A 17,975-nucleotide genomic window follows, 5' to 3' on the forward strand; every position below is an offset into this window, starting at 1 on the left:
GCTGCATGGAACGGTTTAACTATAAAAAGTCGCAAGACGTGCTGGCACTATCCGCCAGCTTTACTGATTTTGCATACAAAAAACATTGCCATGAAGAGTATGCGGTCGGCGTAACCTTGCGTGGCATTCAACAATACAACCTGGACGGACAATATCAGGCTTCACACCAAAATGGTGTCATGTTGTTCAACCGTGAACAGTCTCATGATGGAAGCTCCTATGATAAGGCTGGCATTGACTATGTGATGCTGTATTTGAAGCCGGATTTGGTAGAGGAGATTATAGGTAAAAAGGAGTTGCGTTTTGTAAACCCCATCGTCTATGATCCCGAGCTTGCACGTAAGATCCTAATGCTGAACGACGCCGTTCAACTCAGACAGGACGAAGCCGAGTGCAGCGAACGGCTCTTCGATCTGGTTCATCTTCTGGCTCAGAAGGAGATGGATACCAAGCTTTGGTTGCCCCAGGACAGCCTGGTTAGAAAAGCGAAGGAAATCATGTTTTGCAGTACCGAAGATGTGCTCAAGCTGGACAACCTGAGCTCCGAGTTTGGCATGTCCAAGTTTCAATTTATCCGTGAATTCAAGTCACATGCGGGCATATCCCCCTACCAGTTTTTCTTGAACTGCAAGGTTGAGCGTGCCCGTCAATCTATCGAAAAGCAGAAGGACGTCTATGTCGCTGTTGCCGATTGCGGATTTGTCGATCTGACCCATCTGAACCGACATTTCAAACGGGTATTTGGTATCACGGCTTATGAATACATGTTGCAGCTAAACTAGTTCCATCGGATCGATAATCTCGACTCCAAGTGGATAAATTTTGACGCCACTACTGAAAATCCCCGTACAGAACGTTAATGTACCTTAACGCTCTGTACGGGGATTGGCTTCTTTTTTCGTTGTGCAATCAGATTCTTTTCTTTCGTCTCCAGACCCACACTACTGCCGACCCTACCAATAAAACGACTGCACCGTATAAGATGAGATAGAAAGTCCCACTTCGCCCTTCGTCGGGTTCCCCAAAATCTTCTCTACTTACAACCTTGCCCGCACCCAGCAATTTCAAATCGTCTTCGGCTTGTTCAATTAGAACATTGCCACTGCACAGATTCGTATGCAGCCTGTTGTCTCGTTCATCCAGACTGGCAAAGATCAGGTAGGACTGATTCTTTTCAAATTGAATGCCACAGGAGTCAGACCCTCCGTCCTTCCCCACAATTTTCATCTTTTTGGCACTGACTCCCTTCCATGCAGTATCTACATCAAAGGTATACTCTCTTACCCCATTATACCGGTATATTTGCGATCGGCCTTTCTTCACCACTTCTCCTGTAAATACCGTGGTATACGTTTCCAATCTCTCTTGAACATCACTCTCGACACAACTGCAAGCATACACTTTCTCTCCGGGAAATAGAGCTAGCCCTGACATAACCAACAGTAAGACCAACATGCACATCATCAACCGTCGTTTCATTCCGCCCACTCCCCTATTAGATTCTCTGCTCGAACAACCGTGTTAAGGTTATATATTTTTATTGCTGCAATATTTATTGTAAAATTATAGCACAATACCAATATGGCTATGATCGCATTCGCAGACACAACCTATAAAATCAAACATCGCGGAGGAACTGAACATTTGATGCAAAACTGGAAAAGGAACATCTCATTTCCGCTGCTCGTGGCAGCGTTATGCATGATCGCTTTTGTAAGCATCGCCCTGTCCATCAGTGATAACCAGATTCATCGATTTGATGATACCCTAATTGGATGGATTCAGGGGTTGGAATCCGCCAGTATGACGCAATTCATGCAGTTGTTCACCTGGATTGGCGGCGGGAAGCCCGTGGTCATCATTACAATCATCGCCATGATTGTGTTATACGTGTGCCTTCGACACAAACGCGAACTGCTTTTCCTGGCTTGCGTACTCGTCGGTTCAACCCTGTTAAATGCATTGCTCAAGCTGGTATTTCAACGTGCAAGACCTACCATTAACCGGATTATCGAAGTGAGTGGATACAGTTTCCCCAGCGGACATTCCATGGCAGCGTTCAGCCTATATGGTGGACTGGCCTTTCTGATCTGGAAACATGTACCTACCGTCACAGGACGTGTGCTGATGATCATTGCCAGTGCCGTCTTTATACTGACCATCGGGATAAGTCGTATCTACTTGGGTGTGCACTATCCAAGTGATATCGTTGGCGGATACTTCTTAAGTGGTTGCTGGCTCTCCACATGCATATGGTTTTACCGGCGACATTTGGAGCGCATGTCCCAACTGCAAAGCAGAAGACTGGCATAGACGGCTCGCTATTGTAGCAGACAAAGGAATCCTCGGCTATCTCAATAGCCGAGGATTCCTTTGTCTTATTTCTTTAATCTTATTCCTGAATTCCATCCTGTACGAGGCTCAGATCCACATGTAAGCGAATATCCATGGCAGAATAACTCTTGTAGAATGTCTGGCTATTCCAGTGATGGGTACGGCTTTTCACATAATCTCCGAAGCCTACAGGGTCCACATGTTCGGACTGAAATTTCTGAACCAGTCGATTGATTTTCTCTTCCATATGTTGTTGGATCTCACGCTCCAGAGCTTTCATATCGTTGCCCGATAAGAGAAAGTCATTTTGTGAGTCTTTAATGACGGAAGCACTGATCCGAATGCTCGTATCCAAAGTCTCGGACTGTGGATCAGAAGACCGATGCTTTACGGATGAAGACAAAATTTTAAGCAATGCATAGTGAGGTTCTTTCGGAATGGATTGTGTCAAGTTAGGAACATCTGTGACAGGCACCAGAAACTTGCCGTTTTTAGCGTTCTCTGTCAACAATTTCAAACATAATCCCTCATCCTCATTGATCTGAAGCGTTGCGAGTTCACCTCTAAATATGACCAACCCATCCAGTTCAATTTTCTGTTGCTCATTAAGGGTGAGCCTTGGAAGATAAATATCCTGCCCCTTGCTGAAATACTGGAACAACGTCTGATGCAAGCTTGAATGAGGGAGATTTGCATAATTGGCATTTTGCTCGATTAATTTCATCAGATATAACGGATCGTGAAAAGGCATGGATGCTTTAATAATATCAAGCGCCTTGCCTTCAGCAACCGCAAGCTGCATCCGTCTGGACACCTTTGTATTGTGAGACAGAATATGCAAAATATTCCCAATCCCATGACGTGCATATATTTCCCCGAGTACCATCACTCTTAACTGGCCGTATTCAATAGGTTCCTTCGACTGCATATTCATCCTTGACACAACGTCAAAGTTATTCGATGAATCGATCTCCATCAATCTAACATCACTTTTGTCTTTGTCGCTATACTCCCCAACCAGCACACTGTTATGGATGTGGTTGTCTTGCAGATCGTATGCGGAAGTCAGAACAAGACTGATCTTGTTAATGATACTGGTATCTTTACAGGAACTGAGAAGAAATATGACCATTAAAATCAACAGGATTCTGCCTATACGGTTCATACCTAATCACTCCTCGTCCAGACGATTTGTTCGATGCATTTTACCTGGCTTATAACGAATGAAAGAGAGTGGCCTCAAATAACTCGGACGGGTAGTCGTCTGTTCATAGGATGCTCGAATCAGGCTGTCTTTGAGATCGTTAAACCGCATGGGGAAAAAAGGCGACATGTATGGCGAACCCAGGGATTTCAAACGCGACAGATGAACCAGCAGAAAACAAAGTCCAATCGCAATGCCAAATGCTCCCCAAAGTGAAGCTAACAGAATAATCGGAAAGCGTAAAAAGCGAATGGCATTCGACATTTTATAGATCGGTGTGACAAATGAAGCAAGCGCAGACAAGGATACAATAATAATCAGCACATTACTTGTAAGAGCAGCTTCTACAGCAGCTTGTCCCAGAATAATGCCACCCACTACGCCTAGCGTTTGTCCGATACGATTGGGTAATCTCGCGCCGGCTTCCCGCAAAAATTCAATCGTCGTTTCCAGAAATATTGCTTCAAAAAGAGGCGGAAAAGGTACACTTTGCCTGGTAGAAATCAATTTGCCCAAAAGCTCTTTAGGCACAACTTCGTAGTGAAATGTCATTAAGGCAACATATAGCGCCGAGGCGAATAGGGAGAAGATTACCCCAAAGATGCGGATCAGGCGAAAAAAGGACCCCAGCGCCCAAGGTAGATAATAATCCTCCGGAGAGACAAAGAAATCAAACAACGTCGACGGGCCTGTTATAAAAGAGGGAGAGCCATCACTAATCACCGCCACTTGGCCTGTTATGAGTGCATAGATAACTCTGTCCCTGCGTTCCGTTGTGGTAAACAGCGGAAAAGGCGTGAACGAATTATCTGCAATCAATTGATCCAATTGTGAGGTATCAAATACAACATCAAAATCAATAGCCTTCAGTCTCTCTTCCATCCTCGTCACGTTGTCAGGATTGACGATGCCTTCCACATAGAGAATGGCCACTTTGGACTGGGACAAGGACCCTACCGTTATTTCCTTTACAATCAGATTGGTTGTGCGCAGCTGCATGCGAATCAAATGCAGATTAACTGCCAATGATTCCACGAAGCCAACTTTGGGACCTATTACACTGAACTCATTCTCGGTATCATTATTACTTCGGATTCCTTCCTTGCCTGCCATAGGAACGAGAATGGTCTCCTGTTCATGAATATGGCCTCGAATCAGCAGATTGCCCTGAAGAAGAGCTTGCAACACTTCATCACTCTGATCCGAAACTTTCAGTTCCTCCAGAGGGATATGAGTTATCAGATCGTGCAAACTCACTACTGTGTCAATAGCAGTGTGCTCTTGCAACGCATGAATTACAATTTCCAGCAAATGACTGTCTACCAGCGTTTTATAATAGCAAAATTCGAGTGGCAAATTGCCAATGGTTATATCACGGGTCATGAAATCATCGGAACGACCACAGGCTGCAAGCACATCCGTAACGGACTCCAATCTTTGCTTTTGAGTATGGGCAGATAAGTTCATTCTTCATCTCCTTTGTCCGCGCTATTTGTGGTGTCCTTCGTGGGGCAGAACTGACCCTGATTGATTCGGAACAAGGAGAATAGAAAAAGAAGCGGAAGATACATATAGATCAACACTTCTCCGATTCGCATATACACCTCTGTCATCATCTCAATCTGGTTGGTATCTCTAATGATCAAGATTAAAATCACGAAGATTACCACAGCGAACTTCAGACCCAGGGTGGGTCTGATCGACCTCTCTAATTTCAGACAATGACAGGCCGCCCAGAGTCCCAGCGTAATAATCGCTAACATTTTCAATAACCAGAAAGACAAGACCAGATACTCCATGCGTTGGATCAAGGGCATTTCGATAATACTGATCAGATTGAGTGTGGGCCACAGATGCTCTTTCATTTGTCCGTGACTGAAGAACATAAAGGCAAATGTGAAAAAAACCAAGTACACCACTGTGGCGGTAATGACTGCAGCATAAGCCCATTTAATCGAACGTTCGGGTGTTCGGATAAAGGGATAAACGACCAGCAGAATACCGCAGCCGATAAATTCGTGGAGCATATCCCGTGTTGAAAGCCAGATGGAGGAGGCATCATGATCCAAAATCGGCAGCAAATTGCGAGGATGTAAATAGGATGACACCAGAAAAATTTGTGGAAAAACAAGCACAAGAATGAACAGGGTTCCCCAAAGACACATACCTGTTACCGACTGTATCCCGCCAGCCACGCAATAGTAGGCTATTACCAATATTGCCAGACTGATTAACCAGGTATTTTGGGTAGGCAGAACCCATAATTGAACAATATGAACATAGGAAAGGAAGGCCACAGAAGAACCCAGCACAAAGTACAACATAAAAATCCAGTTGATGATGAAGCCTGCGTACCTGCCCCAATAGCGTTGATTGATGTGTACAAGCGTAGCTTGGGTCGGGGATTGGCGTCCCAGCAAAACATACATCATTTTAATAACTCCGGCTACAATAAAAGAGGCAATCACAATGCTGATCCAACCGTCGTTCTCTGCCCCGTGAAGCATCTTATATTGAAAATTCATCAAACCAACACTGACCAAACTGACATATAACACAAAAAATATATGAATGGGCGACATATTGTAGCGGTTCCCAGACGCGTCCACAGAAATCTCACCTTTCTAAAATCAGTTATCAACGATTCCACAGTGTCCGTAAAGTAGATTTAAAATATCATAGTTAAGTTAGTCACTTTAGTTCAGTATGTAAATAAATCTGCATTTTATGCACCAAAATACAAAAAACCGCCTGTCCCATGTATAGGAACAAGCGGGTATTGATTTATGCCAAATTATAACTCTTCACCATTGGATTCGATAACTTTTTTGTACCAGTGGAAACTCTTCTTCGGTGTTCTGCTCAAGTCTCCGTTACCGTCGTTGTCTTTATTGACATGAATGAAGCCATAACGCTTCTTCATCTCTCCAGTGGAAGCACTAACCAGGTCGATACATCCCCACATCGTGTAGGCAATGAGATCTACGCCGTCAGCTACCGCTTCTTTCATCTGTTCAATGTGACCTTTCAGATAATCAATGCGATAGTCATCCTGAATGGAGCCATCTTCCTCTACCACATCGATAGCACCCAGACCGTTCTCAACCACCATCAGTGGAATCTGATAACGATCATACAGATGATTCAGTGTATAACGCAGTCCTTTTGGATCAATCTGCCAACCCCAGTCGGAGGCTTCGAGATATGGATTTTTGATACCGCCCAGCAGATTACCTTCTGCTCTCTCGAGGGACTCGTCCGCACTTTCAACCAAAGACATATAATAACTGAAGGAGTAGAAGTCTACGCAGCCTTCACGCAGGGTCTGCTCGTCTCCCGGTTGCATCTCGATCTGGATACCTTCTTCGGCGAAGAAACGTTTGGCGAATCCAGGATACGCTCCACGAACCTGTACATCACCACAGATCATGTTGGACAGCTGATCTTTCTTCTGTGCAAGCAGCATGTCGTCCGGATTACATGTATTGGGGTAGGTTGTCATGAATGCAACCATACAGCCAATTTTGAACTCAGGGTTGATCTCATGTCCCAGCTTCACCGCTTTGGCACTTGCGACGAATTGGTGATGCAATGCCTGGAAACGAGTCTGTGGATCATCGATACCATCCGTCAATGACTCTTTGCCTTCGAACAAGATACCTGCACCCATATAAGCGCCCATTGGCATCGTCAGGATGTTGATTTCGTTGAACGTCAGCCAGTATTTGACCTGATTCTTGTAACGGTTGAACAGGGTTGTACAATAGCGGATATAACAATCGATAACTTCACGGGAAGCCCAGCCGTTATACTTCTGTGTCAGACCGAATGGCGTTTCATAATGGGAGATCGTTACGAGCGGCTCAATATTATACTTTTTCAACTCGGCAAAGACGTTGTCGTAGAACTGCAATCCCTCTTCATTTGGTTCCAGATCGTAACCATTTGGATAGATACGGGACCAGTTGATGGACATGCGGAACATTTTGAAACCCATCTCTGCCATCATGGCAATATCTTCTTTGTAATGTCCGTAAAAATCAACCGCTTCATGGCTCGGATAATATGTGCCCTCTTCCAATACAGGCGTAATCCGGCGTGGGATCGTGTGGGTTCCCCCTGTCATCATGTCAGACGTGCTTGGCCCCTTGCCACCTTGATTCCATCCACCCTCGAATTGATTGGCAGCCGTTGCGCCACCCCAGTAGAAGCCTTCTTTCATTGTCATGATCAGTTCCTCCTTCATATTTAACTCATTTCAATATAAAGTGCTTAATATTATGCGAGTAGCCGTTCCGGTCACGAATCGTTCTTCAGATCGCTGTTATCCTCGGATTTCTTTTATCCCCATTTCTAAATGGAAAAATCGGATGATAAAGGCGAACACTTCGTTTCTTCAGAATCGATATCGCCCCCTTCTCTACTTCGCAATAAATGAAGAACAAATTATAAGACTGAGTCAAAATGTCTTGGTAAGACTTTTACACCAGTGTACCACCCATACCCTGACACCTATTGTCATGGTATAATCATGGCATGGAAAATAACCGATTATTTCGAATGTTGCTTTTGTTATTGGAGAAAAAGAAAGCTACTGCCCCCGAACTCGCCCGTTTGTTCGAGATTTCTGTACGCACGGTATACCGTGATATCGACCGGCTGAGCGCTGCGGGTATTCCCGTCTATACCACAACCGGCAAGCATGGGGGTATTCATCTGATGGACAACTATGTCATGGACAAGTCGCTGCTGTCGGAAGAAGACCAAAATGAAATTTTGATGGGTCTCTATAGCGTCAGTGCGATTCCCCATCTGAACAGTGCCCATATGCTGCAACGGTTAACCGCCTTGTTTGATCACAAACTGGATTGGATCGAATTCAATTTCTCACCATGGGGCAGTATTCCCCTGCAGGAGAGAGAACTGTTCAATCAGGTGAAACAGGCTATATTAACGAATCAACTGATTACGTTTCACTACATTAATTCGGATGGTGAGAAGAGCTCTCCTACCGTGGAGCCACAGAAGCTTATATTCAAGAATAGTACATGGTACTTCAAAGGATATATTCAAGATGATCCTGATCGGAGAGAATTCGAGACATTCAAGATGAAACGGATCACCCAGTTGACTTTTCTGACGCGAAAACATGATCATCCCGTCACTGCAGAATCAACCCATCCTGAATCAGAGGCTGCCACCACCATGACGCCTCTGACACTCTCATTCTCTAGCACTATCGCATACCGAGTTCATGATTTTTTTGAACCGTCTCTCATTACAAAGGAGCCGGATGGCAGGCTCCGTGTTTCTCTCGAACTAAATGTAGGGGAATGGCTCTACTCCTTTCTGCTATCGTTTGGTTCCGAGTTGACCGTAATTGAGCCCGCTCATGTTGGACAAGAGTTGCTCAGGCGCCACATCAAAGCCGTTGAACATTTGCAGAACGTCATGAACAAACAACCCGACAATGAATGATATAATATAGGCCAATACAACTTTTGATTTCAGGTGACTCTCAATCCACATCTGACCGAAGGAGGTTTATCCATGCAGGATATTAGACGCAACAATGTGGAACGTTTCAAAGGTTTCGGTACGTTATACGATCAGAATCGACCAGCTGCTCCCACTGAAGTGGTGGATATTCTAACGACATATCTTGGCAACACACCGCGTATGGTCGCAGATGTTGGCTGTGGGACCGGCTTATCCTCGTGGATCTGGCTTAATGAAGCTGAGCGTATCATCGGATTTGAACCCAGCGATGACATGAGGTCTGTAGCGGAGTCCAAGTGGGAATCTGCGGGCAAGCCGGATAACCTCCGGTTTGTATCCGGCTTGTCTCACGACCTCGGGCTTCCGGATGGCAGTGTCGATGTGTTGACCTGCTCCCAATCGTTTCACTGGATGGAGCCGCAACCCACACTGCGCGAGTTCGCTCGTGTGTTGCGACCAGGAGGCATCTTCGCCGCTTATGACTGTGACTGGCCTCCAATGCTGAATTGGCAGCTTGAACAAGCCTACCAACAATTAGTCTCTATAGCAGATGACCGTGCTTCACAACTTTCTAGCCAAGAGAATCAGGCACATAAATGGAGCAAGGATGGACATCTGCAGCAGATTCAGCAATCTGGCTTGTTCCGCTATGTTCGGGAAATTGTGTTTCATCACCACGAGACATTCACGGCCGATCGTTACGTCAATCTGGCCTTGAGTCAAGGCGGGCTGCAAACGGCATTGAAGCTCGGAGCAACGGAATTTAATGAGATGGCAGACGATTTCAGAGAACAGGCCCAAACGGTATTTGGTGGACAATCAAGAGAGGTACTGTTCTCGTATCGCATGCGCCTTGGTATTGTCTGAACGTAGTATGATGCTTGCTTCTTTCGTACAAGTCTAATGAAATAAGGATGTCCTATATGTCATTGGCATGACGTACGGGCATCCTTTTTAGCCTTATCTGATCTAGTGAATTAAGAGACTCTATGAGTTCCACTATTAAATCTATCCTGTTTTCTACATCATCAGGAGGAGAACAAATCACTTAATTGCCCCTCCTGTACATTCAATGCCAGGACCAATGTCGTCGGGTCCTGTCTTGAATAAATAACGTTAATGACATGCCCTTGCTGCACCTGAGGCAGCGCAGCCTACGCCGAAAATATTACTTAAAATCGCAGGAACAAAGATCAGTGCGAACCCGGCAAAGATCGCCGGCGTGTACCACCATGCCTGCATAATCATAAACGGATCATTCCACAACTGCTGTGTCAAGAATGGGGAGAACCCCACTCCAAATACCGTTAATACTCCAATGAATCTTAGGAAACCCACCACATGATCCCCCCTCTCTGTTATTCTAAATATGGTTGTTAGTCGAATTATCTAAATGGAATATTACCTTTTCCTAACCAAATACCTTCTAGACGGACAACAACCCCATGTAGATCAACTCTGATGGATTCGTCGGATTTTGCCCTAGTCCCACCCGATCGCTTACTCGCGGAATCTGCATCTTGGACACCAGTGTCTCCAATGTTCGCTGATACTGGCTGCCGTTTGTCTCTGTCACCTCAAGGACCAGCACAACAATGGGATCAAAGTTGATCAGTTTGCCTGTATCGGTAATGGTGACTACCGTAGCCGTTGCTGTCAAAGGCAGAGAACCACTCGCCGCCAATTGTGCCTGCCTCGCCGAATCCAGACTCTGATTGATGGCCTCCCGGTGTTCCTTCGATACGAAGCCTTTCATCATCATGCCAGTAAGTCCTTTATTCATCATTTTATCCGCTTTGGCAATCGCATCTTCCTGGTTGTTCTTTTTACCGAACCATCCCATAGTAAGCACCTCATTTGTTTTATTTTTATTTATAGTTAAATTATAATCACGGCGGCTTGTCCTTGAATACCCTTCTGGCGGCATACAAAAAAAACGAAAAATCCCATAATTGAATCACAGGATGATCGTTTCTTCAGTAAGGAATTATGCTTATTTCACAAAAAAAGATCTGCTAATCCGATTTTCATTTCACAATTGGCGGCTATATTTTGTGGCAAATGCTTCAGCAATGAACATAGTCATGCCAAAAACAGTGTTATTTAACCCATAAGTTTTCCGCTATACACACTGATGCTTTCAAAACTCATAAGTAAACTTATGCTTCATATTTCGATTTCCACAATATTGTTTCTAATATTCTAATTTTTTTACTAATCCATATTCTCCTTCGAAACCTTGGGTTTTGCTTATGTAAGCTAACGTTCCCCGTTAGCGAAATCCCGAAATAACCATTGATTTCTTCTATGCCTTATTTTTACTTGAGGAAAGGATTGTCTTGTGACGGAGTTATTCCGACAAACTCCTCATTATCTACAGGTTTTAAACTAATTAGCTCTTCACCAAATTGCTTGTTAAGCTCTTCGACTTCACTGTCCGTTAGTTCTGACTGAACAACAATTTTTCCAATGTCAGATTCGTAATAAACTCTTTGTTTTTTCCCTGACACATTGTAAGTAACATGGTCTGCTATTGATTTCACTAATGCCTGCAACTCACTTGAAGTATATTCTGTTACTTTGGCTTCTTTTACTGAGATATTTCCGCTTAGAAAACTACACCCCGTAACCAAATATTCGCATCATAGCCCCCTATCACTGATCATAATATCATCTAATTATAAAATTTGAAAAAGCGGCGATAAAGTTCTCTCTGTCGCTCTTCGCGCAGTTAAACACAAATTTGTATGGTTGGCTTTTCTACTAGAGTTTCCCCTTAGGCTAATTATGAAACCATTTCAGATGATTTACTTTTCTTATTATGATTCTCGAAATTCTACGAGAAAGGGATGAGTTTGATTATTAAGTGCCATATCTATTCTTTCTATGAAATTGCCCCAAGTTATCATTTTCCTAGCCTCTTCCAAAGAAAAGTAACCTACCTCATCGCTCTCTATACTTGTTGTTAATGTACCGGCCACTGGCTTGCCTGTAAAAATGTTGTTACATACACCACGAGTTATATTCTGATACAACCCACAGAAACTAATTAGTTCTACTTCGATTCCTGTTTCCTCTTTCACTTCTCGGATAGCGGCCTCCCTAATAGTTTCCCCTTCTTCTACACATCCTTGAGGCATCTCCCAACCACGACGACCCCGCATTAACAGAATTTCGTTTTTTTCATTGAGTACGATCACACTAGCCGAAACGATGAATTTCATTAGTTTCACCTCTCCAATAATATTTATTACTTAAACGCTTAGACGCTTTTATGTGTTGAAGTATATCAATTTAGATTATGTTTGTAAACAATGTCATTTTTTCTTTCAAAAGTACACAAATACATGGTCTTCTCTACCACGTAACCTTCATGTTAGCTAAACGGAAGAAAGCCGACTAATTAGCCGACTGTATGCTTGAATTATCGTTCCTGGGATCTATTGGGGACTTACGACACAACATGGGTAATTAATTGAACACTTTATAGATTAGAGCTGTTCCAAGCCGATTTCTCGCTCTATTTTTTGCGTAACAGATAGACCAGCTTCCGATAATACATGGCCGCTTCCTTATATTTTCGCTGATCCTCGGACACTACAGCCATTCCCTCATATAACGGTTCAAGCCGCATGACATGCTGCGCAGATTCAAAATAAGCAGACACGCCAGTGCCCGCTCCATGAAAACTTCGCGATCTCCATGCGCGAGAGCCAGATGGCTCTGGTAGAAGGTTGCGCTCATCTGCTGATCCTGTGTTGTTGCACATTTCAAAAGTTGTTCTACACTCTGCGCAAGCATGCCCCAGTTCTTACGTGCCAGAGCCACTTCGCATCGATACACACTGATGAGTGGCTGCATCGTCAACTGTGTTTCTTCCGGTTCCTGCTGGAACAGTGACTCGAATCGTTCAATCTCAGCCTCTGACTGATCCAGTTCACCTGTCATCGTCAGCATGACAATCCGATTGTTGGCAATCGCCGTCACTAGGTCTCCCTGGTTGCCCGCATACACGAGGTTCGCCTCCGCCATGGTTAATGCCGAGAGTGCCTCCTGAACCAGCCCCATCGCGAAGCAATAGCCACTATATGCCACATATAACCCGGACAACCGATGGAACATCCGCTGATCATATACATGACGCATTGTAAGCTCGACTACCTGTTTTGCCTCTTCATACTGTTTGACCTGGATGTAGGCTTCCATCTTGATATTTTGCACAGACAGCCAGAATTCACTGCCAGGAAGAGCCAGTTCACTTAGTCTGGTCGCATGAGTTAATACATCCACAAAGGCCTGTTTGGAGCGATAATATTGTATTTTATAGAACAAGAGAGCCTTGACTAACGGACGTGGCAAATCAATATCGTCTGGACGACCGTATTTTTCCAGGTAAAAATTGAGGTAGGACGTATGTATATACTCATGAGCTGTTGCATCGTTTAATTGTTGATAGTATACCGCCTTCATCAAAGCCGTTGTCAGTTCTACAGTCAGTGCGTCATCGCGGTCTGCCAGTGCATGTACCGTATCTTCTGATATCGCCGATGCTGGAACAGACATTTGTTCGAAAATAACCTCCGCCCGTTCGAGTGTTTCCTCGTCCTGAGCCGCAGCCGTTGTAATATAAGAAGGGGTTACCCCAAGACGCTCGGCAATCGATTCTGCCAAGTCCTCAGGAAGCGGATAACGATCCGCCAGAATATTCGCAAAGTGGGCCTGTGTGACCAGACCTTCCACAAGGTCTTTACGGGAAATCCGTTTTCTTTTGCTTAACAGTTCAATGCGTTCCTTCAGCATGTTATCCCTGTCCTTTCTATCCTTACGAGCGAGTACATTATACCCACATCATCGCAAAATTGGAGATATCACGCCATCCTTCCGGCAAAATCAACCGAAACGGTTTCCGTTTCCCAGATAATTGTTTTACAATAAGAGAGTATGTGTAAGAGCATTTTATCGAAATGCTGAACCATGAGCTGAATATGAAAGGATGCAAATAAATGATTATTAAACCAAGAACACGTGGTTTTATTTGTACCACTTCCCACCCTGTAGGTTGCGCTGCGCAAGTGCAGGAACAGATTGATTATGTAAAATCCCAGCCGGAGCTGAAAGGCCCCCGTAATGTGCTCGTCATCGGTGCTTCCACCGGATACGGACTGGCGTCACGCGTTGTTTCTGCTTTTGGAGCAGGAGCGAATACGGTCGGCATTTATCGTCCAAGCAGTTCCACAGAGAAACGTACGGCTTCTGCAGGCTGGTACAACTCCGCTGCATTTGAAAAAGCCGCTGAAGAAGCAGGTCTGAAATCGTACAGCATTACAGGTGATGCATTCGCAAACGAAACAAGAGACAAAGCCGTTGAACTGATTCGCAGTGAACTCGGTCAAGTGGATCTGGTTGTCTACAGCGTAGCCTCGGCACGCCGTACCGATCCGAACACGGGTGAAGTATTCAACTCTGTGCTGAAGCCAATCGGACAATCCTACACGAACAAAACGGTAAACTTCCACACAGGCGAAATCAGCTCTGTTACTCTTGAGCCGGCAACCGAAGAGGAAATTCGTCAGACGGTAACCGTTATGGGTGGAGACGATTGGGAACTGTGGATGGATGCCCTTCAACAAGGCGGCGTGCTCGCTGATGATGCAACAACGATTGCTTTTTCCTACATCGGTCCTGAACTTACCCATGCCATCTATCGTGATGGTTCCATCGGTCAGGCCAAGAATCATCTGGAAGCGACTGCACACAAGCTGAATGATCGTCTGAGTGCAAAAGGTGGACGTGCATACGTAACTGTAGCCAAAGCGCTGGTGACTCAATCCAGCTCCGCGATACCAGTCGTACCGCTGTACATCTCAGCACTGTACAAAGTCATGAAAGAAAAAGGCCTGCACGAAGGCTGCATTGAGCAATTGCAACGTCTGTTCGCTGATCGCCTGTATGCGGGAGGAGAAGTTCCAACCGATGCAGAAGGTCGCATTCGCATTGACGATTGGGAGATGAGAGCTGACGTTCAGGAAGAAGTGGCGAAGCTCTGGAATGAGTTGACCACAGAGAACATCTACGATCTGTCCGATCTGGAAGGTTACCGTCGTGAATTCTTCCAACTGTTTGGTTTTGAAACCGATGGTGTGGATTATGAAGCAGACGTTGATCCGAACGTTGAAGTGCCTCATCTGGTGAACTAAAGAAGTTTGGGCGTGGACCTGAGCTTAAGTTTTCGTTAGAGCTAACTGCGGATATCATGTAAGGATATGATTTTAAAATCAATGAAGGAGGAGCCAGATGGCTCCCCTTTTTTTGTCTTTTTTAGATCCTCCCCCCCCTTAACAATTCCAATTTCCGTATCCATACACTCTTTCGTATATCCCCTAATCAAATCGATTTAAGCAGCTTTTTCAGCTCTTTTGGTAACGTCTTCTCTGTAGTAATGGAACGTGCTCCATGCATGGACGCAAAGAATTGAAGTCCCTCCCGAAAATCCGTGATCCATTCCTCCACAGGCGGAGCAGTCTCTTCCATAGATAACAAACGAACGGTAAGTACTCCAGTTTTGCGATCAAGTCGTGGGTCCATACGTCCAATCAACCGATCACCGTGAAGAATAGGCATGGCGTAATAACCGTAGGTTCTTTTCACCTCTGGCGTATATATCTCCCATTTATAATGAAAATCAAATAAATCCACGATTCGTTCTCTTCTCCATAACAGGTTGTCCAGCGGCGGCAAGAATCGTACCGGACCTGACGGATCATAGTGTGGCTCTTCCCTTTCCATATGCAGTAGCAAATCCTCATCTTCAGCACGAATATAATAAGGCGTCGCCACATCCTCCACCTCAAGCGGGATCATTCGTCCATCTGACACACGAGCAGCGATATCAGCCCGACGTTCAGCCGCTGTAGATTTGAGCCAGCCCAGACGGGGATCACGGGCATCTACAACCCGATATGCATGAATATATTTATCCAGCAGAGCCTGTCTCTGGGCAAACACATCCATGTCTTCTTTTATCGGAAGTCCCTGTTGCTGCAATTCGGATTCGGTAATATGAAAATAACGTTCATTCCCCTGCCTCGCCACCACACGAATCACAGCGGAGTCTAACAGTAGATTCAGAGCAAGGGTTGTATCCTTGGTCTTCGGCACATCTGCACTGTCCCAATAACCACTCACCCGCTCAACAGCACGAAAGGCTCTTGATGGCAAAGGACCCTCTTCCTTCAAACGCTGTAACACATGCTGCACTGTTTTCTCCAGACCTTGTAAGGACGGAGCCAGACGCTCCCTTAACCGAGCACGCATAGGTTCAAAAAGAGCATAGTCTTCGATTGGAATGACACAGGCGGCATTTGCAAAATATTCAAACACCTTGTGATCACTCAGCAGTGTATTTAAGCTGTCAGCAGTATAACCAGGGTCACGAGCCCCCAGCACCAAATGCTGGTTTCCGGTTACAGCAGCCACAGGATCAATCTGTACGCAACCAAGGGAGCGAATCAAACTCAAAACTTGGTCGGGTCCCGAAGGTGAGGAAACTGCGGGCCAACGTCCCAGTAAAGCTTGTGTGTGCAGCAAAAAACGCCGAACGATTTTCTTATTCATGTGCAGCGCTGTTGTCATATGTATAGGTTCTTCCCTTCATTTATATATCTAAGGATTAATAGTCCAATTCATAACGATACATTGATTTTAACAGTCCACATCATTACTTTCCAACCAAAGAAAGAATTCTATCGTATCGTCTTACTTATCCAGCAACCTCATAGACAAAATAAAAAGAAGCACCACCATCCTGGATGATCTGCTTCTTGTGTTTGACCTTTTGCAATTTTTCCTGCTTTGTAGGCATGAGGCGTACATGCTGGGATAGTGCACCATAATCTCCGTTGACTCTCCGACTCTGTTCTGTGCACCACTTACCTGACCGTTCTGCTTTGCGTAATGCTTTTTGTGTTTGTGTACGTGCCATAATGGATCACACACTCCTTTGGTTGATATACACTCAATATATCATGTGCAGCTACGCAAGTGAAGGTGCATCCTACTGAAATGGGCATATACACCATTAAAAAGGCTTCCACCCAAGTACTTAGCGGGATTGCCGCTTTCGCCTGGACTGCCACGTCTCAATCGGTTCGTGATCATCTTCCTCAATCAGTTCCAGTGCTTCTGCCATTCTTTTCGCTTTGAATAACAGAATTAACTCCATCAGGTCTTCCCGGTCCAGCAACTTCACTCCATTGACCGCTGCAAGTGTCCTGCAGGCTTCGGTGTAACGGGCAGACGTCAATACAATCGATCGGTCGGCTTCATAATAACGCATGGATGTATAGATTTCCTGCACAGCACTCAACCCTACCGGATGGTTCGCACCATATCGCTTTGCTTGTACAACACTTCGCCTGCCGAGTCGATCAACAAATACAAGATCAGCCCCGAAGTCCCGGCTGCTTGTCGTTTTATGAACCTCATCGTACCCGAGCTCTTCAAATAGATGATAGAGATATAATTCAAATTCCGAACCGTCCTCCATCTTGTCAATGTCCTTTATCGTAATCTTACGAGGATTGGCTTCACTTCGGATCCGCTGCCCGCGCCCGATAACACGCCGAATGATCCAGGCCAATATCAACAATATGATTATACATCCAATGACCCATAGGGTCACATTTTCACTCCAATTCATAGCTCTTCTCCTTGTTCATTCCGATGTTGTATCTAACGTCTTATGCAGATATGGCTTGTCACCGCACTAAATATATCAGACTTCCACCTTCATCGAAAGAAGATGAAATCCCTGTAACCCTTCAACTTCATCAAACAAAGATAATACGATATATCAATGATAAAAGGTTACAGTACGTTCGGTTGAATTCAATGTGACATCAATGGTAAAATTCAACAATCGGTTCTATTTTGAACCGAA

Annotated in this window: 18 protein-coding genes; 5 read left to right on the top strand and 13 right to left on the bottom strand. The window is 44.9% G+C overall.

The features are described 5' to 3' along the window. Positions 1-5 precede the first annotated feature (5 nt). On the top strand, positions 6-782 hold the full coding sequence (locus tag WFI24_RS27700) for an AraC family transcriptional regulator (protein WP_336765166.1): 777 nt from the start codon (positions 6-8) through the stop codon (positions 780-782). 127 nt (positions 783-909) lie between these two features. On the opposite strand, the gene WFI24_RS27705 is transcribed toward WFI24_RS27700, so the two are convergent. Beyond that, the gene (locus WFI24_RS27705; RefSeq protein WP_336765167.1) at positions 910-1,479 is read right to left on the bottom strand and encodes a hypothetical protein; all 570 of its coding nucleotides are present in this window, start codon (positions 1,477-1,479) and stop codon (positions 910-912) included. Positions 1,480-1,647: 168 nt separating this feature from the next. On the opposite strand from WFI24_RS27705, the gene WFI24_RS27710 reads away from it, so the two are divergent. Then, positions 1,648-2,313, top strand: a complete 666-nt coding sequence (locus WFI24_RS27710) for a phosphatase PAP2 family protein (protein WP_336765285.1) — start codon at positions 1,648-1,650, stop codon at positions 2,311-2,313. 79 nt (positions 2,314-2,392) lie between these two features. Here WFI24_RS27710 and WFI24_RS27715 read toward each other — a convergent pair whose 3' ends face one another. The 4 genes from WFI24_RS27715 to WFI24_RS27730 all read right to left on the bottom strand — a co-directional run bounded on the left by WFI24_RS27715 (position 2,393) and on the right by WFI24_RS27730 (position 7,766). Next, positions 2,393-3,499 carry a Ger(x)C family spore germination protein gene (locus WFI24_RS27715; protein ID WP_336765168.1) on the bottom strand — a complete coding sequence of 369 codons (1,107 nt, stop codon included), beginning with the start codon at positions 3,497-3,499 and terminating at the stop codon, positions 2,393-2,395. 6 nt (positions 3,500-3,505) lie between these two features. After that, entirely contained in the window at positions 3,506-5,005 is a 1,500-nt protein-coding gene (locus tag WFI24_RS27720) for a spore germination protein (protein ID WP_336765169.1), read from the bottom strand. Beyond that, positions 5,002-6,147 (bottom strand): GerAB/ArcD/ProY family transporter, encoded by a 1,146-nt coding sequence (locus WFI24_RS27725; protein WP_336765170.1) that lies wholly within the window; start codon positions 6,145-6,147, stop codon positions 5,002-5,004. Before WFI24_RS27725 ends, WFI24_RS27720 begins: the two co-directional genes overlap by 4 nt. A 185-nt stretch (positions 6,148-6,332) precedes the next feature. Continuing rightward, the gene (locus tag WFI24_RS27730) at positions 6,333-7,766 is read right to left on the bottom strand and encodes a glycoside hydrolase family 1 protein (RefSeq protein ID WP_336765171.1); all 1,434 of its coding nucleotides are present in this window, start codon (positions 7,764-7,766) and stop codon (positions 6,333-6,335) included. 308 nt (positions 7,767-8,074) lie between these two features. On the opposite strand from WFI24_RS27730, the gene WFI24_RS27735 reads away from it, so the two are divergent. Both WFI24_RS27735 and WFI24_RS27740 read left to right on the top strand, forming a co-directional pair. Next, the gene (locus WFI24_RS27735) at positions 8,075-9,016 is read left to right on the top strand and encodes a helix-turn-helix transcriptional regulator (RefSeq protein ID WP_336765172.1); all 942 of its coding nucleotides are present in this window, start codon (positions 8,075-8,077) and stop codon (positions 9,014-9,016) included. Between the two features lie 72 nt (positions 9,017-9,088). Then, positions 9,089-9,904 (top strand): class I SAM-dependent methyltransferase, encoded by an 816-nt coding sequence (locus WFI24_RS27740; protein ID WP_336765173.1) that lies wholly within the window; start codon positions 9,089-9,091, stop codon positions 9,902-9,904. Positions 9,905-10,153: 249 nt separating this feature from the next. Here WFI24_RS27740 and WFI24_RS27745 read toward each other — a convergent pair whose 3' ends face one another. From WFI24_RS27745 to WFI24_RS27765, 5 genes are all read right to left on the bottom strand, one after another. Next, positions 10,154-10,375 carry a hypothetical protein gene (locus WFI24_RS27745; protein WP_336765174.1) on the bottom strand — a complete coding sequence of 74 codons (222 nt, stop codon included), beginning with the start codon at positions 10,373-10,375 and terminating at the stop codon, positions 10,154-10,156. Positions 10,376-10,463: 88 nt separating this feature from the next. After that, the gene (locus WFI24_RS27750) at positions 10,464-10,880 is read right to left on the bottom strand and encodes a hypothetical protein (protein ID WP_336765175.1); all 417 of its coding nucleotides are present in this window, start codon (positions 10,878-10,880) and stop codon (positions 10,464-10,466) included. A gap of 475 nt (positions 10,881-11,355) precedes the next feature. Next, positions 11,356-11,670, bottom strand: coding sequence for a hypothetical protein (locus tag WFI24_RS27755; protein ID WP_336765176.1), 315 nt, complete (start codon positions 11,668-11,670; stop codon positions 11,356-11,358). A 186-nt stretch (positions 11,671-11,856) separates the two neighbouring features. After that, the gene (locus tag WFI24_RS27760) at positions 11,857-12,261 is read right to left on the bottom strand and encodes an NUDIX hydrolase (protein WP_336765177.1); all 405 of its coding nucleotides are present in this window, start codon (positions 12,259-12,261) and stop codon (positions 11,857-11,859) included. A gap of 373 nt (positions 12,262-12,634) precedes the next feature. Further along, complete coding sequence (locus WFI24_RS27765; protein ID WP_336765178.1) at positions 12,635-13,837, bottom strand: helix-turn-helix domain-containing protein; 1,203 nt, start codon at positions 13,835-13,837, stop codon at positions 12,635-12,637. Positions 13,838-14,040: 203 nt separating this feature from the next. On the opposite strand from WFI24_RS27765, the gene fabV reads away from it, so the two are divergent. After that, entirely contained in the window at positions 14,041-15,234 is a 1,194-nt protein-coding gene (gene fabV / locus WFI24_RS27770) for an enoyl-ACP reductase FabV (protein ID WP_310337503.1), read from the top strand. 187 nt (positions 15,235-15,421) lie between these two features. Here the strand turns inward: fabV and WFI24_RS27775 are convergent, their stop codons facing one another. The 3 genes from WFI24_RS27775 to WFI24_RS27785 form a co-directional block, all read right to left on the bottom strand. Next, complete coding sequence (locus WFI24_RS27775) at positions 15,422-16,669, bottom strand: DNA glycosylase AlkZ-like family protein (RefSeq protein ID WP_336765179.1); 1,248 nt, start codon at positions 16,667-16,669, stop codon at positions 15,422-15,424. A 127-nt stretch (positions 16,670-16,796) separates the two neighbouring features. After that, a complete protein-coding gene (locus WFI24_RS27780) occupies positions 16,797-17,018 on the bottom strand; it encodes a hypothetical protein (RefSeq protein ID WP_145323877.1) in 222 nt (73 codons plus the stop codon). Between the two features lie 120 nt (positions 17,019-17,138). Beyond that, the gene (locus tag WFI24_RS27785; protein WP_336765180.1) at positions 17,139-17,735 is read right to left on the bottom strand and encodes a restriction endonuclease; all 597 of its coding nucleotides are present in this window, start codon (positions 17,733-17,735) and stop codon (positions 17,139-17,141) included. Positions 17,736-17,975 lie beyond the last annotated feature (240 nt).

The sequence above is a fragment of the Paenibacillus sp. USHLN196 genome (genome assembly GCF_037144955.1).
In the GTDB taxonomy this organism is placed as follows: Bacteria; Bacillota; Bacilli; order Paenibacillales; family Paenibacillaceae; genus Paenibacillus; species Paenibacillus xylanexedens_C.

Bases quoted from the DNA above. Each gene is read 5' to 3' on its own strand.
- WFI24_RS27740 (WP_336765173.1), top strand. From the start codon at position 9,089: ATGCAGGATATTAGACGCAACAATGTGGAACGTTTCAAAGGTTTCGGT.
- WFI24_RS27780 (WP_145323877.1), bottom strand. From the start codon at position 17,018: ATGGCACGTACACAAACACAAAAAGCATTACGCAAAGCAGAACGGTCA.
- WFI24_RS27715 (WP_336765168.1), bottom strand. From the start codon at position 3,499: ATGAACCGTATAGGCAGAATCCTGTTGATTTTAATGGTCATATTTCTT.
- fabV (WP_310337503.1), top strand. From the start codon at position 14,041: ATGATTATTAAACCAAGAACACGTGGTTTTATTTGTACCACTTCCCAC.
- WFI24_RS27750 (WP_336765175.1), bottom strand. From the start codon at position 10,880: ATGGGATGGTTCGGTAAAAAGAACAACCAGGAAGATGCGATTGCCAAA.
- WFI24_RS27700 (WP_336765166.1), top strand. From the start codon at position 6: ATGGAACGGTTTAACTATAAAAAGTCGCAAGACGTGCTGGCACTATCC.
- WFI24_RS27785 (WP_336765180.1), bottom strand. From the start codon at position 17,735: ATGAATTGGAGTGAAAATGTGACCCTATGGGTCATTGGATGTATAATC.
- WFI24_RS27710 (WP_336765285.1), top strand. From the start codon at position 1,648: ATGCAAAACTGGAAAAGGAACATCTCATTTCCGCTGCTCGTGGCAGCG.
- WFI24_RS27735 (WP_336765172.1), top strand. From the start codon at position 8,075: ATGGAAAATAACCGATTATTTCGAATGTTGCTTTTGTTATTGGAGAAA.
- WFI24_RS27760 (WP_336765177.1), bottom strand. From the start codon at position 12,261: ATGAAATTCATCGTTTCGGCTAGTGTGATCGTACTCAATGAAAAAAAC.
- WFI24_RS27765 (WP_336765178.1), bottom strand. From the start codon at position 13,837: ATGCTGAAGGAACGCATTGAACTGTTAAGCAAAAGAAAACGGATTTCC.
- WFI24_RS27720 (WP_336765169.1), bottom strand. From the start codon at position 5,005: ATGAACTTATCTGCCCATACTCAAAAGCAAAGATTGGAGTCCGTTACG.
- WFI24_RS27775 (WP_336765179.1), bottom strand. From the start codon at position 16,669: ATGACAACAGCGCTGCACATGAATAAGAAAATCGTTCGGCGTTTTTTG.
- WFI24_RS27730 (WP_336765171.1), bottom strand. From the start codon at position 7,766: ATGACAATGAAAGAAGGCTTCTACTGGGGTGGCGCAACGGCTGCCAAT.
- WFI24_RS27705 (WP_336765167.1), bottom strand. From the start codon at position 1,479: ATGAAACGACGGTTGATGATGTGCATGTTGGTCTTACTGTTGGTTATG.